This window comes from Variovorax sp. LjRoot290, assembly GCF_964253985.1.
Classification (GTDB): Bacteria; Pseudomonadota; Gammaproteobacteria; order Burkholderiales; family Burkholderiaceae_C; genus Variovorax.
This window is the reverse complement of the sequence record NZ_CAXURW020000001.1, coordinates 5,346,341-5,360,159: the sequence shown is the minus strand read 5'-3', so window position 1 is coordinate 5,360,159 and position 13,819 is coordinate 5,346,341. Positions and strand designations below refer to the sequence as shown.

At 68.5% G+C, this 13,819-nt stretch carries 14 protein-coding genes; 8 read left to right on the top strand and 6 right to left on the bottom strand.

The window, feature by feature from the left end:
• Positions 1–124: 124 nt before the first annotated feature.
• The 3 genes from ACSQ9A_RS26460 to ACSQ9A_RS26450 all read left to right on the top strand — a co-directional run bounded on the left by ACSQ9A_RS26460 (position 125) and on the right by ACSQ9A_RS26450 (position 2,109).
• On the top strand, positions 125–829 hold the full coding sequence (locus ACSQ9A_RS26460; protein WP_436305871.1) for a ProQ/FINO family protein: 705 nt from the start codon (positions 125–127) through the stop codon (positions 827–829).
• A gap of 286 nt (positions 830–1,115) precedes the next feature.
• Positions 1,116–1,334: a hypothetical protein gene (locus tag ACSQ9A_RS26455; RefSeq protein ID WP_436305870.1), complete on the top strand. Its 219-nt coding sequence runs from the start codon at positions 1,116–1,118 to the stop codon at positions 1,332–1,334.
• Position 1,335: 1 nt separating this feature from the next.
• Positions 1,336–2,109, top strand: coding sequence for a hypothetical protein (locus ACSQ9A_RS26450; RefSeq protein WP_093109969.1), 774 nt, complete (start codon positions 1,336–1,338; stop codon positions 2,107–2,109).
• Positions 2,110–2,119: 10 nt separating this feature from the next.
• On the opposite strand, the gene ACSQ9A_RS26445 is transcribed toward ACSQ9A_RS26450, so the two are convergent.
• Positions 2,120–4,297, bottom strand: a complete 2,178-nt coding sequence (locus tag ACSQ9A_RS26445; protein WP_436305869.1) for a malate synthase G — start codon at positions 4,295–4,297, stop codon at positions 2,120–2,122.
• A gap of 204 nt (positions 4,298–4,501) precedes the next feature.
• Here ACSQ9A_RS26445 and hisC point away from each other — a divergent pair, with 204 nt between their 5' ends.
• On the top strand, positions 4,502–5,497 hold the full coding sequence (gene hisC, locus ACSQ9A_RS26440; RefSeq protein WP_436305868.1) for a histidinol-phosphate transaminase: 996 nt from the start codon (positions 4,502–4,504) through the stop codon (positions 5,495–5,497).
• Between the two features lie 24 nt (positions 5,498–5,521).
• Here the strand turns inward: hisC and ACSQ9A_RS26435 are convergent, their stop codons facing one another.
• Complete coding sequence (locus ACSQ9A_RS26435; protein ID WP_093109972.1) at positions 5,522–6,262, bottom strand: IclR family transcriptional regulator; 741 nt, start codon at positions 6,260–6,262, stop codon at positions 5,522–5,524.
• Between the two features lie 104 nt (positions 6,263–6,366).
• Here ACSQ9A_RS26435 and ACSQ9A_RS26430 point away from each other — a divergent pair, with 104 nt between their 5' ends.
• Genes ACSQ9A_RS26430 through ACSQ9A_RS26415 form a run of 4 tightly spaced genes read left to right on the top strand, consistent with a single transcriptional unit; the run spans position 6,367 to position 10,392 of the window.
• Positions 6,367–7,299, top strand: coding sequence for a hydroxymethylglutaryl-CoA lyase (locus ACSQ9A_RS26430; protein WP_436305867.1), 933 nt, complete (start codon positions 6,367–6,369; stop codon positions 7,297–7,299).
• Positions 7,292–8,485 carry a CaiB/BaiF CoA transferase family protein gene (locus ACSQ9A_RS26425; protein WP_436305866.1) on the top strand — a complete coding sequence of 398 codons (1,194 nt, stop codon included), beginning with the start codon at positions 7,292–7,294 and terminating at the stop codon, positions 8,483–8,485. Before ACSQ9A_RS26430 ends, ACSQ9A_RS26425 begins: the two co-directional genes overlap by 8 nt.
• A gap of 4 nt (positions 8,486–8,489) precedes the next feature.
• On the top strand, positions 8,490–9,461 hold the full coding sequence (locus tag ACSQ9A_RS26420; RefSeq protein ID WP_436305865.1) for a Bug family tripartite tricarboxylate transporter substrate binding protein: 972 nt from the start codon (positions 8,490–8,492) through the stop codon (positions 9,459–9,461).
• A 7-nt stretch (positions 9,462–9,468) separates the two neighbouring features.
• A complete protein-coding gene (locus ACSQ9A_RS26415; protein WP_436305864.1) occupies positions 9,469–10,392 on the top strand; it encodes an SMP-30/gluconolactonase/LRE family protein in 924 nt (307 codons plus the stop codon).
• Between the two features lie 19 nt (positions 10,393–10,411).
• On the opposite strand, the gene ACSQ9A_RS26410 is transcribed toward ACSQ9A_RS26415, so the two are convergent.
• From ACSQ9A_RS26410 to ACSQ9A_RS26395, 4 genes are read right to left on the bottom strand one after another with little or no spacing between them, the layout of a single operon-like run.
• Positions 10,412–10,870 (bottom strand): chromate resistance protein ChrB domain-containing protein, encoded by a 459-nt coding sequence (locus ACSQ9A_RS26410; RefSeq protein WP_436305863.1) that lies wholly within the window; start codon positions 10,868–10,870, stop codon positions 10,412–10,414.
• Positions 10,867–11,490 (bottom strand): rhodanese-like domain-containing protein, encoded by a 624-nt coding sequence (locus ACSQ9A_RS26405; protein ID WP_436305862.1) that lies wholly within the window; start codon positions 11,488–11,490, stop codon positions 10,867–10,869. Before ACSQ9A_RS26405 ends, ACSQ9A_RS26410 begins: the two co-directional genes overlap by 4 nt.
• 10 nt (positions 11,491–11,500) lie before the next feature.
• Positions 11,501–12,874: a chromate efflux transporter gene (chrA, locus tag ACSQ9A_RS26400; protein WP_436305861.1), complete on the bottom strand. Its 1,374-nt coding sequence runs from the start codon at positions 12,872–12,874 to the stop codon at positions 11,501–11,503.
• Positions 12,871–13,815, bottom strand: coding sequence for a chromate resistance protein ChrB domain-containing protein (locus tag ACSQ9A_RS26395; RefSeq protein WP_436305860.1), 945 nt, complete (start codon positions 13,813–13,815; stop codon positions 12,871–12,873). The genes chrA and ACSQ9A_RS26395 overlap by 4 nt, the downstream gene beginning before the upstream one ends.
• Between the last annotated feature and the right edge of the window lie 4 nt (positions 13,816–13,819).

Below are 13,819 nucleotides of genomic sequence, written 5' to 3'. Positions count from 1 at the left end.
CTGCGTTCAACTTAGGCGACCCCTGTGCATGCGCCGGGTCGGCACCCGGCGCGCAGTCCTGTAGGAAGGAGACCACGCGGCATTACAGTCCGGGGCAACCATATCGAGAGAAAAGTTTTTTCTGATGACCGACACCGCTCCCGCACCGACCACCGAAAAGAAGAAGGAAGGCGGCCGCCCCCGCCGCAAGCCCAAGTCCCAGGACGCCAAGGCGCCCAAGGCCCCGCCGCGTCCGCGCAAGGTGAACCCCGTGCTCGAACGCCTGTTCGAGCTCTACCCGAAGATGTTCGGCGCGCGTTTCCTGCCGCTCAAGCTCGGCGTGTTCCAGGACCTGCTGGCGCTGCACCCCGACGAATTCAAGAAGGAGGACCTGAAGATCGCGCTGGGCCTTCATGCGCGCTCCACCCGCTACCTCGAGGCGGTGGCCGCGGGGGAGAAGCGCCATGACCTGAATGGCGTACCAGTGGAAGACGTCGCGCCCGAGCATGTTCACCACGCGATCCTCGAAGTGTTCCGCCGGCGTCAGGCGCGCACGGCCGACGACTTGCGGCCCCAACTGCGCGCGCGGCTGGTCGAAGCCATCGAAGCCTCGGGCCTCTCGCGCGAGGAATACATGCTCGTCGTTCGCACGAACGACGAGGCATCGAACGCCGTGCTCGACGAGGCCTTCGCCGAATGGGGTGCGCGCACCGCCAAGCGCGAGGCGCTGCTGCGTGCCTTCGAGGCCAGCGGGCGCAGCGTGGCGGAGTTCGCGGAGATGTATGGGATGGATCCGGCCGAGGTAGGACGGACGCTGGAGCGCGCGCGCGCGCGCGCGCAGTCCGAGTAGCCACACGAACGCAACCGCCGTCGTCTTCGCGCCACAACCACCGGCTCTGCGCTTGCAGGCGGTGGCCGGTCTCGCCACAATCCGCGCTTCGTTTCAGCAAGCGTTTGCTGTGCGTCCGGTGACGATCAACCTCCCTGACGAGCTTTACTTTCCATGAACCGTTTTCTGAACTTCTGACTCGCACTCCGACCGCCCCGGCCGGACGTGCATACGTCCCGCCGCGGCCCGTCGACACAACGGCCCCGGCGCAGCCATCTGCCGGGGCTTTGTTTTTTGGAGTGCGGATATGAGTTCGCGACGCAGGGCGCGTGACGACGACAAACGTCTCGCCCGTTTTTACTTTCCGCTGCCGGCCGCGCCGGCGCCGCGCAACCCCGTGGTTGCCGCGATGGCGCATCGCGCGTCGAGCCAGGGTGCAGGCCGGCATTTGCGCAGCCGCCGCGCCGAACGGCGCGCGCAACGCGTGGCCTTGCAAAAAGCCGTGCGATGGGTCGAGGAGCCTTGAGATGCGCGAGGACATGGACAAGGTCATCGTCGAGCGCCCCCGTCGCGGCGGCGGCGTGCAGGGCGACGGGCGCATCTGGCGCAACAGCAGGGATCGCGGCGCGCACTTGGGCATGCAGCGCGGATACGCGCACCCCAAGGGTTTCAACGAGAACCTCGCGCCGCTCAAGCGCTGGTTGCACAAGCAGGCGCACCGGCCGTGGGACGCGGTGTATTCCGAGCTGTGCAGGGGTATCGACCGTCGCAACACGGTGCAGGCCCACATCCATCAGCACGTCGACCAGTTCGTCGAACGCGAGACGCGATGGATCGATGGCATGGTGATGGTCTGGCGCCGTTGGCCTGGACCTCCGGCGTGGGTGCCGGTGCGCGAGCATTCATACACCGAACTGTTCGTTCACCCCGTCACCGGCGTGTTGTTGCCGAATCGAGGCCAGCACAAGGCGCGGCAGCAGGAGCGGGCGCGACGGGCGCAGCGGCACACGGACCAACCCTATGCCGAGTACCACGTGATCGACAGCGTCACGCAGTGGCATCGGGTCGATGGCTGCTGGTTCGAAGTGAGGCTCGCGCCGCTGCCGCTCGGCACGGGAGCGACGGCAGAGCGCTATGACGTGCTGCGCCGCTGCAAGGTGACCCGCGCGCACGCGCGCCAGCCGCCGGCGCCCGGTGTGCCGGCGACGCGCGCCATGTATGGACAGGACTGCGTGTACGCGGTCGCCAAGCGGCAGCTCAGCCGCCGGGAGGTGCAGTCGCGCCTGGCCGGCGGCGCCTGAAGACTCGGCGTCAGGCCTCGCCCGCCTTCACCTTCAACCGCCAAGCATGCAACAGCGGCTCCGTGTAGCCGCTCGGCTGCGCGATGCCCTTGAACACCAGTTCCTGCGCCGCCTTGTACGCGGCCGAGGTCGCGAAGTTGCCGGCCATGTTCTGGTAGAGCGGATCGCCGGCGTTCTGCCCGTCGACCACCGCGGCCATGCGCTGGAAGGTGGCGTCGACCTGCTCTTTGGTCACCACGCCGTGCAGCAGCCAGTTGGCGATGTGCTGGCTCGAGATGCGCAGCGTGGCGCGGTCTTCCATCAGGCCCACGTTGTGGATGTCGGGCACCTTGGAGCAGCCCACGCCCTGGTCGATCCAGCGCACCACGTAGCCGAGGATGCCCTGCACGTTGTTGTCGAGCTCCTGCTGGCGCTCCTCGGCCGACCACTTCGCTTCGGGCACGACCGGCACCTTGAGCAGGTCGCCCAGGATGTTGTCGCGCTCGGCGTTGGCGTCGATCTTCTCCAGCTCCTTCTGGACATTCGCCACGCTCACCTGGTGGTAGTGCAGCGCGTGCAGCGTGGCGGCAGTGGGCGAGGGCACCCAGGCGGTGTTGGCGCCGGCCTTGGGATGGCCGATCTTCTGTTCCAGCATCGCGGCCATCAAGTCGGGCATGGCCCACATGCCCTTGCCGATCTGCGCCTTGCCGCGCAGGCCGCACGACAGGCCCACCAGCACGTTGTTCTTCTCGTAGGCCTGGATCCACGGCGTGGTCTTCATGTCGCCCTTGCGCAGCATCGGGCCGGCGTGCATGGCGGTGTGCATCTCGTCGCCGGTGCGGTCGAGGAAGCCGGTGTTGATGAAGGCCACGCGCGCGGCCGCCTCGGCGATGCAGGCCTTGAGGTTGACGCTGGTGCGGCGCTCCTCGTCCATGATGCCGAGCTTCACGGTGTTGGCCGGCAGGCCCAGCATCTCTTCGACGCGGCCGAAGAGCTCGCTCGCGAAGGCCACTTCGGCCGGGCCGTGCATCTTCGGCTTCACGATATAGACGGAGCCGGTGCGCGAGTTGCCCTTGCGCTTCAGGTCGACGGTGGCGATGGTGGTGGTGATCACCGCGTCCATGATCCCTTCCGGAATCTCCTTGCCGCCGCCATAGAGGATGGCCGGGTTGGTCATCAGGTGGCCCACGTTGCGCACGAACATCAGCGAGCGGCCGTGCAGGCTGACCGGCCGGCCGTCGGCGCCTGTGTATTCGCGGTCGGGGTTCAGGCCGCGCGTGAAGGTCTTGCCGCCCTTGGCGACTTCCTCGGTCAGCGTGCCCTGCAGGATGCCGAGCCAGTTCGAGTAGGCGAGCACCTTGTCGGCGGCATCGACCACGGCCACCGAGTCCTCGAGGTCGAGGATGGTGGAGAGCGCGGCTTCGAGCACCACGTCGCTGATGCCGGCGGGGTCGGTCTTGCCGATCGCGGTCGTGCGGTCGATCTGGATGTCGATATGGATGCCGTTGTGCTTGATGAGCACCGACTTCGGCGCCGCCGCGTCGCCCTGGTAGCCGGCGAACTGCGCCGGGTCGGCGAGGTGGGTGCTGCTGCTTTGCAGCGCCACCACGAGCTGGCCGTCCTTGACCGAGTAGCCGGTCGCGTTCTTGTGCGAGCCGTTCTCGAGCGGGGCCGCCTGGTCGAGCACGCCGCGCGCGAAGGCGATCACCTTGGCGCCGCGCGCCGGGTTGTAGCCCTTGCCCTTCTCGGCGCCGCCGGTCTCGGGGATCGCGTCGGTGCCGTAGAGCGCGTCGTACAGCGAGCCCCAGCGTGCGTTGGCGGCGTTGAGCGCGTAGCGCGCATTGAGGATAGGCACCACCAACTGCGGGCCGGCCTGCAGCGCGAGTTCGGCGTCGACGTTGGCGGTGCTGGCCTTCACGTCCTTGGGTTGCGGCAGCAGGTAGCCGATCTTCTCGAGGAAGGTGCGATACGCCCGCATGTCGGCGATCGGACCGGGGTGGGCCTTGTGCCAGGCGTCCATTTCGGACTGCAGCCGGTCGCGTTCGGCCAGGAGCGCGATGTTCTTCGGCGCGAGCTCGCCGACGATCGCGTCGAAGCCCTTCCAGAAGGTCGCGCTGGCCACGCCGGTGGCGGGCAGCACCTTGTCTTCGATGAAGCGATGGAGCTCGTCGGCGACCTGGAGGCCGTGGACGGTGGTGCGGGCGGTCATGTTCTCTACTCCTTGAAATCGAATGCAGCCGAAGACTTTATTCGATACCTGGCTGATCAGTAAGAGCCGTGCGTGGGTTTTATCAATGACCAAATTGAAGGTAATCGCGGCCCGCCCAGGCTTCGGCTCAAAGGGTAGGCCCTGATAGGAGCGATGTACATGCCCCGGATAATTTAACTTCTTAAATAATTACGATTCGAAGCGATGATCCTGCTGGCATCCAACGAAAACCCGCTCGGCATGCCCGAATCGGCGCGCCGCGCCGCAGCAGCAGCGATGGAAGGCGCGGGCAACTATCCCGACAGCAACGGCACCGCGCTCAAGCATGCGCTGGCCTCGCGGCTGGACGTGCCGATGGACTGGCTGACGTTGGGCAGCGGCTCGAGCGAGCTCCTCGAGCTGGCGGCGCAGGTGAGCGTCAAGCCCGGCGAAGGCGTGGTCTATTCGCAATACGGCTTCATCGTCTATGCGCAGGCGGCGGCCCATGCCCATGCGAGAAGCACCGTGGTGCCGGCGCGCGATTTCGGCCACGACCTCGACGCCATGCGGGCGGCCATCGGCGAAGACACGCGCCTGGTCTTCGTGGCCAATCCCAACAACCCGACCGGCACCTTCATCGAAGCGGGCCCGCTGCTCGAATTCCTGCAGGCGGTGCCGGCGCACGTCACGGTGCTGCTCGACGAGGCCTACACCGAGTACCTCGCGCCGGCACAACGCTACGACAGCATCGCCTGGGTGCGGCGCTTCCCGAATCTGATCGTGGCGCGCACCTTTTCCAAGGCCTACGGGCTGGCCGGGCTGCGCATCGGCTACGGCGTCGCGCAGCCGGCGCTGGCAGCGCGCCTGAATGCACAGCGGCCGCGCTTCAACGTGAGCACGCCGGCCCAGGCCGCAGCGGTGGCGGCGCTGGCTGACGCGGCCTTTCTCGCGCGCAGCTACCAGCTCAACACCATCGGGCGGGCGCAACTCGCGAACGGGCTGCACGAGCTCAGGCTGGCTTCCATTCCGTCGTCGGGCAACTTCGTGATGGTGCAGGTCGGGGAGGGGCGCACCGTGCATGCGCGCCTGCTGGCCGCCGGCATCGAGGTCTCGCTGCTCGACAACTACGGCCTGCCGCACTGGCTGCGCATCACGGTCGGCCTGGCCGAGCAGAACGAGGCCGTGCTTGACGCGCTCCGCGACAACGCGCCAGCACGCTGATCCCGCTCGGCAAAGTCCGGTCCTTCAAACCTGCCCGCTGAGTCGGCTCGCGGCGGCGCGCACGGGTTCGATGTGCCGCTCGTCATAGCGATGCGCCGGCATCGTCAGCGTGAGCGCCGCGGCCAGGCGGCCGTCGGCGTGGAACACCGGCGCCGAAATGCCGCCCAGTTCGGCCGAGCGGTCGCCGACCATCGCGCAGTAGCCCTGGGCGCGGATGGCGTCGTAGAGCTTGCGCTCCTTGCTGCCGCGCGGGCGTTCGGCCTCGGGGCCGAAGGCGATCAGGATGCGGGCGCCGGCGCCGCGGTCGTTGGGCAGCAGGTCGCCGGCGCGCACGTGGTCGCGTACCACGTGCGGTGAATCGACGCGGTAGAGGCACAGGCGCGCCCAGCTGTCGCCCTGGTCCTGACGCACGTGGTAGGACGCGCTCTCGCCGGTGGCTGCGACCAGCTCGCGCAGCACCGGAGGCACGATGCGGTCGAGCGAGAGCGAGGCCGCGTAAAGGCCGTGCAGCCGCGCGATCTCCATGCCGAGCGCATAGCGGCCGTCCTCCTGCCGGCGGATCAGGCGCGCATGCTCGAGCGAGGCGAGCAGGCGCAGCACCGTGCTCTTGTAGAGCTGCGTGCGTTCGGCGAACTGCGCCAGCGTCAGCGCCTCGTCGCCGGGCTGGAAGCATGAAAGTAGGCTCAGCGCCCGATCGACCGCAGCGGCGCCGCCCGGCGCGGCGTTGAGGTCGGAGACCGATTCGGTGTGGGCTTTGCGGGGCATGGCTTCGGGTTGACAGTGGAGGGCGTGCTGCGGTCTAATTCTGTAAAACAGAATTTAGTTCTGTTAGATAGAACTGTCAAGCGCCCTTCAAGGAGACAAGCCCGATGACAAGTCCCGATGTCCTCATCAGCGAGGTCGGCCCGCGCGACGGCTTGCAGTCCGTCAAGGCGACGATGCCCACGGCGGACAAGCTGCGCTGGATCGATGCCCTGTACGCCGCCGGCGTGCGCGAGATCGAAGTCGCTTCCTTCGTGCCGGCCCGCCTGCTGCCGCAGATGGCCGACGCTGCCGAGGTGGTGCGCCACGCCGTCACGCTGCCCGGCCTCACGGTGATGGCCTTGGTGCCCAATCGCAAGGGCGCCGAAGCCGCGCTCGCGGCGGGCGTGCACAAGCTCACGATGCCGGTGTCGGCCAGCGCCGCGCATTCGCTGGCCAACGTGCGCAAGACGCGCGAAGAGATGGTCGAAGAGGTGCGCGCCATCGCCGAACTGCGCCGCGAGATCGCGCCGCAGGTGAAACTCGAGGCCGGCATCTCGACCGCCTTCGGCTGCACGCTGCAGGGCGAGGTGCCGGAAGACGAAGTCATTTGGCTGGCCGCGCAATGCGTGGCCGCCGGCGCCGACGAATCGGGGCTCTCCGATACGGTCGGCTATGCCAACCCGGCGCAGGTGCGCCGTCTCTTCAGGCGCCTGCGCGCCGAGCTCGGCGACAAGGCCGGCGCCGCCCACATGCACAACACGCGCGGCCTGGGCCTGGCCAACTGCCTCGCGGCCTACGAAGAAGGCGTGCGCACTTTCGATGCCTCGCTCGGCGGCCTCGGCGGCTGTCCCTATGCGCCCGGCGCATCCGGCAACGTCGTCACCGAAGACCTGGTCTTCATGTTCGAGGCCATGGGCGTTGCCACCGGCATCGACATCGAAAAACTCATCGCAGCGCGCGCGCCGCTCATGGCCGGCCTGCCGGGCGAGCCGGTCTACGGCATGACGCCCGAGGCCGGCCTGCCCAAGGGATTCATTCAAGGAAAAGCACATGTCTGAAAGCACCGCTCCCCTGCCGTACGAAGGCGTCCGTGTCGTCGAATTCACCCACATGGTGATGGGCCCTACCTGCGGCATGCTGCTGGCCGATCTCGGCGCCGAGGTCATCAAGGTCGAGCCGATCGAAGGCGATGCCACGCGGCGCCTGCTGGGCTCCGGCGCCGGCTTCTTCCCGACCTTCAACCGCAACAAGAAGAGCATCGCGCTCGACCTCAAGAAGCCCGAGGGCGTCGAGGCTGCGCTGCGCCTCGTCGCCACCGCCGACATCGTGAGCGAGAACTTCAAGCCCGGCACGATGAAGAAGCTGGGGCTGGACTACGAGAGCCTGAAGCAGCTCAACCCGCGCCTGATCTACGTGAGCCACAAGGGCTTCCTGCCCGGCCCCTACGACCATCGCACCGCGCTCGACGAGGTGGTGCAGATGATGGGCGGCCTGGCCTACATGACCGGCCGCATCGGCGACCCGCTGCGCGCCGGCACCAGCGTCAACGACATCATGGGCGGCATGTTCGGCGCCATCGGCGCGATGGCGGCGCTGCGCCAGCGCGAGCAGACCGGCTGCGGCTGCGAGGTGCAGTCGGCGCTGTTCGAGAACAACATCTTCCTGGTCGCGCAGCACATGATGCAGTTCGCCGCTACCGGCAAAGCGGCCGATCCGATGCCCAGCCGCATCTCGGCATGGGCCGTGTACGACGTCTTCACCGTCAAGGACGGCGAGCAGATATTCCTGGCCGCCGTCAGCGACAAACAGTGGACCATCTTCTGCAAGGCCTTCGGCCTCGAGGAGATGCTGGCCGATCCGCGTTTGAAGACCAACAACGACCGCGTGCTCGCGCGCGACTGGATGATGCCGATGCTGCGCTCGCACCTGGCGGGCCATAGCGCGGCCGAACTGAGCGCCGTGTTCGAGAAGAACGAGCTGCCCTTCGCGCCCATCACCAAGCCGCAGGAGCTGTTCGATGATCCGCACCTCAACGCCACCGGCGGCCTGGCGCCGATCCGCATGAACGACGGCAGCACCTCGAAGGTGCCGCTGATGCCCTTCACGCTCGGCGGTGAACGCCCGGGCATCCGCATCCAGCCACCGCTGCTCGGCGAGCACACGAACGCGCTGCTGAAGGAGGTCGGCTACAGCGACGCGCAGATCGCCGAACTGAAGACGCAGAACATCACCACCGGAGACTGAACCCATGGCTTCCATCCCACGCCGCGCGCTGCTCGCCTGCGCCGCGACCCTCGCCGTCCTGCCCGCGATGGCCCAGTCCGCCTGGCCCGACAAGCCGGTGCGTCTGGTCGTGCCCTACGCACCCGGCGGCACCACCGACTACGCCGCGCGCCAGATCGCGCAGAAGCTCACGGAGCAGACCGGCAAGTCCTTCTATGTCGAGAACAAGGCCGGTGCCAGCGGCACCATCGGCTCCGACATGGTGGCCAAGGCGCCGGCGGACGGCAGCAGCTTCCTGCTCAACGACACCACCTACGCGATGCTGCCGCACCTGTTCAAGAAGCTGCCGTGGGACCACGCGAGCGGCCTGGTGCCGGTCACCACCATCGTCGATGCGCCGCTGGTGCTGGTGGTCGGCGCCGCCTCGCCCTACAAGACGGTGCAGGACCTGGTCGATGCCGCGCGCAAGAGTCCCGACAAGCTCACCTTCGGCTCCGGCGGCGTCGGCAGCTCCACCCATCTGGGCGGCGAGCTCTTCAAGCAGCACGGCAAGCTGGCTCTCACGCACGTGCCTTACAAGGGCGCGGGCGAGGCGATGCTGGGCGTGGTGTCGGGCCAGGTCGACGTGCTGGTCACCGCCGCGCCCACGGCCATCCCGCAGGTCAAGGGCGGCAAGGTGCGCGCGCTGCTGGTCACCTCGCCGACACGGCTCGACGCACTGGCCGATGTGCCGACCAGTGCCGAGGCCGGCATGAAGGCCTTCAACGCCACCAACTGGTTCGGCATCGCCGCGCCCAAGGGCACGCCGCAGCCAATCATCGACAAGCTGCAGGCCGAGGTGAAGAAGGCGTTGGCCTCGCCCGAGCTGGTCAAGCGCTTCGCCGAGCAGGGCGCGGCGCCCGGCGGCATGGCGGTGGCCGAGTTCCAGAACTACGTGAAGAGCCAGACGCAGGACTGGGGTGCGGTCATCAAGGCCGCCGGCGTGCAGCCGGAGTGAGCGGGCCATGTGGAGCCTGAGCTTCAAGCCGCCGGAAATCATCCAGGCCCGCGTGCTGACGCGGCTGCCCGATGCATTGCGACAGCCGCGCCGCACCGACTGGGTCGATGCCAACAAGCCCGGCCATGTGATGGACAGCTTCCTCGAAGGGCCGGTGTTCGACCGGGCCGGCAACCTGTACGTCACCGACATTCCCTACGGCCGCATCTTCCGCATCACGCCGGTGCTCGACTGGCAACCGGTCGTGCAGTACGAAGGCTGGCCCAACGGCATGGCGATCCATGCCGACGGCAGCCTCTGGATCGCCGACTACCGGCGCGGCATCCTGAAGCTCGATGCGGCAAGCGGAGCGATCGAGCCCGTGCTTGCGCACCGCAACAGCGAGTCCTTCAAGGGGGTGAACGACCTGACGTTCGATAGCGATGGCCGTCTCTTCTTCACCGACCAGGGTCAGACCGGCCTGCACGATCCCACGGGCCGCGTCTATCGCCTCGGCACCGATGGCAAGCTGGATCTGCTGCTCTCCAACGCGCCCAGCCCCAACGGCATCGCCGTGAGCGAAGACGGCAAGCTGCTCTTCGTCGCCGTCACGCGCTGTAACCAGGTGTGGCGCGCGCCGCTCCTGCCCGACGGCAGCATCTCGAAGATGGGCGCCTTCCAGAGCTTCTTCGGCACCAGCGGACCCGACGGCCTGGCGCTCGCGGACGACGGCAGCCTGGTGGTGGCGCATGCGAGCCTGGGCGGTGCCTTCGTACTCAATGCGCGCGGCGAGATCACGCATTTCGTGCGCAGTCCGGGCGGCCAGACCGTTACCAATGTGGCGTTCAGGCCGGGAACACGGGAGCTGGTGATGACCGAATCGGCGACCGGGACCGTGCTGTCGGCCGAGCTGCCCGTGGCGGGCGTGCCGCTGTTCTCCCACCGGTCCTAGCCCATGCGGGCCCTGCCCCTCAGGCCGTCATCAGCGGCGGCCAGTTGTGGGTTTCGCCGCGCCCCTCGCGGCACCACGCATACAGCGCGTCATACATCACCAAACCGTGGCGCAGCATCTCGTGGTCGTCGGCAAACATGCGGGACAGACCGAGCGAGATGGCGTACAGCCCCGCCGACTGCGGCGTGAGGTCCGGCCGCGAGGTGTCGGCGCCGCGAACGATGGCGGCCAGCTGCAGCAGCGACGGCTCGTCCAGGCGGTACTTCGTCAGGAAGGCGTCGAAGCTGCACAGCTCGCCGACATGGCTCATCTCCACCCCTGGGATGTCGTAGGGCGTGGCGCCGGTGTCCGCCGCGATGCGCAGCACCTCCGGCGCCGGCACGTAGAGGAACTCGGCCTCGCGGTCGATGAAGCGCAGGATCAACCAGGGGCAGGCAATGCGGTCGATCTTCGGGCGTTCGCGGGTCACCCACTTCATGATGCCCCTCCTTGCTTGCCGGGCTTGGCGGCGAGTGGTCGCCCGGCGCTCTGCCAGCCGTCGATACCGCCGCGCAGGTAGCGCGCCTGCAGGCCCGCGACGCGCAGGCGCATCGCCGTCGAGCGCCCCACCTCGTGGCCGTAGACGCAGTAGACGACCACCTCGCGGTCGGTGGGCAGTTCGCCGGCCCAATCGCCGACATCGGCCGGGTCGCGCCAGCGGGCGCCGGGAATCATCGATGCCGCCTGTTCGAACACGCCGGCGCGACGCACGTCGAGCAGCAAGGCGTCCGCGACCTCGTCCTGGCTCGCACCGAAGGGCTCGCTCGCCGCATGCACGGCCTCCTGGTAGCGCTCGTACACCGGATTCCAGTCGATGGCGGCGATGAACGCTTCGATGTCTTCCTGCTTGTCGACGGCCAGGATCGGCATGCCGTCGCCGCCGGGCGCCTGCTGATTGACGAGCGTGCCCTCGCGCGGCTGGAACATCAGCAGCACGGAGTTCGAAGCGCCACCGGGCGTCCTGGCCATCGCGATGAACTCCTCGCGCCAACGCTCGACGCTGCCGAAATTGGCGGCCAGGGCCAGCGCCATCGGTGGGGGCAGGACGGATGCATCCATGGAACTCTCCTCAGGGGAAAAGCAGCGGCCTGCCCAACGTGACGGCGAGCCCCGCCAGTGCGCAGGCGCCGAGCAGCGGCATCACGCCGAGCTTGAAGCGGAACAGGGCGATGGCCGCGGCCACGACGATGACGGCGGAGACGAGATCGAAGCGGCCGCCGAAACCCTGCGGCCACAGCACGTGGTACGCGAAGAACAGTGCGAGATTCAGGATCACGCCCACCACCGCCGCGGTGATCGCGGACAGCGGCGCGGTGAAGCCCAGCTTGCCGTGGGTCGACTCGACCAGTGGCCCGCCCGCCAGGATGAAGATAAAGGAGGGCAGGAAGGTGAAGAAGGTGACGACCGTGGCAGCCAGTGCCCCGCCGAGGAACAGCGCATCGGGTCCCAGCACCTGCTTCGCCCATCCGCCGACGAAGCCCACGAAGGCCACCACCATGATCAGCGGGCCCGGGGTCGTCTCGCCCAGGGCCAGGCCGTCGATCATCTGCGCGCCGCTGAGCCAATGGTGCTGTTCGACCGCGCCCTGGTAGACATAGGGCAGCACCGCGTAGGCGCCGCCGAAAGTCAGCAGCGCCGCCTTGGTGAAGAACCAGCCCATCTGCGTCAACGTGCCCTGCAGGCCTTGGATGGCGACGAGCGCGCCCATCGCGAGCGCCCACGCGCCCAGCCCGACGGCCAGCAGCTTCGCCAGGTGGCTGCGCGAGAAGCGCGCGTGTGCCGGCGTCGGCGTGTCGTCGTCGATCAGCGCCGGTCCGTAGCTCTGCTGTTGGCTGCCGTGGCCGCCGCCGAGCGCGAACACCGCGGGCGCCCGGCGCGCGCCGAAGTGCCCGATCAGCCCGGCCGCGAGGACGATGGCCGGGAAGGGCGTGTCGAAAGCGAAGATGGCCACGAAGGCCGCCGCCGCGATGCCCCACATCCAGGGGTTCTTGAGCGCGCGCGTGCCGATGCGGTGCGCCGCGTGCAGCACCAGCGCCGTCACGGCCGGCTTGATGCCGTAGAAGATGCCGGCCACCACCGGCACGTCGCCGAAGCGCAGGTAGATCCACGACAGCGCGATCAGGATGAAGAGCGAGGGCAGCACGAACAAGGCGCCGGCGACGATGCCGCCCCAGGTGCGGTGCATGAGCCAGCCGATGTAGGTGGCCAACTGCTGGGCCTCCGGACCGGGCAGCAGCATGCAGTAGTTGAGCGCGTGCAGAAATCGCTTCTCGCTGATCCAGCGCCGGCGCTCGACCAGCTCGGTGTGCATGATCGCGATCTGCCCCGCCGGCCCGCCGAAGCTGATGAAGCCGAGCTTGAGCCAGAAGCGGAAGGCCTCGCCGAAGCTGACGGGGTCGGGCGCGGCGATCGCCTCGCCCGTTTTCTCCAAAGTGGCGCTCACGAAGATGCTCCCGGCGCCGCATACAGCGCATCGAATACGGCCGCCGCGGCGGCGATCAGCTTGTCGTCCTTGGCGTGCACTTCGCGCAGGCCGCCCAGTACCGCTTCCAGCCCGGCCGCTTCGGGCACGGGGATGCCGCCGACGTCGAGATAGTGCACCGCACCGGCGACGCGCTGCAGCCTCGGATCGGATTCCAGGCCGAAGCTCGCGGCCATCACTTCGAAGGTGACGCGCGTCCCGATGTGGGTGAAGCGCGCGCCGTCGTAGTCGAAGCCGATGGCGCCGCGCGGCGTGCGAACCGGGGCGCGGGCCCCGTCCAGCCAGACGAACTCGGCCGCCGGGTCGATGAAACGCCGCACCAGCCAGGCGCAGGCCAGCCGGTCCGCCCACGGGCGCGCGCGGGTGGCCCAGCGCTTGCCCTGGAACCGGGCCCGATCCAGTCGCTCGATGCCGTCGTTCGGGCGCGGCTGCGGTTCGCCCTTGGAGAACCTGGCGTCGAGCGTGCGCCGCAGCGCCAGCAGTTCGGACTCGGCCTGTTCGGCGGCCGGGCCGGGGTAGTAATCGATGCCGCGCAAGGCCTGCAGCGCGTCGGCCACGCCGCGCAGCCGGCGCCTGGCCTCGGTTTCGGCCAGGCCTTCGAGTTCGAGCTGCAGCGCCGTCGCGGTTTCGCGCCACTGCGCATAGGCATCGGTGCGATCGAACTGCGCCAGCACCTCGACGCGCTGGGCTTCGTCGCGCGGCGCGAGCGTCATCACCGACGCCGTGCCGCCGTGCTCGCGCACCTCGGCGGCCAGGGACTCCAGGATCGATGCGTGCGCGTCGGGCAGCAGGTAGGCGCCGTCGCGCAGCGCCGCGCACCCCAGCGCCTTGAGCGCCCGCCAGATGCGCAGGCGCACCGCGTTCGGCTGGGTCGGAAGGGTGACGATCAGGATGGCCCACATGGTG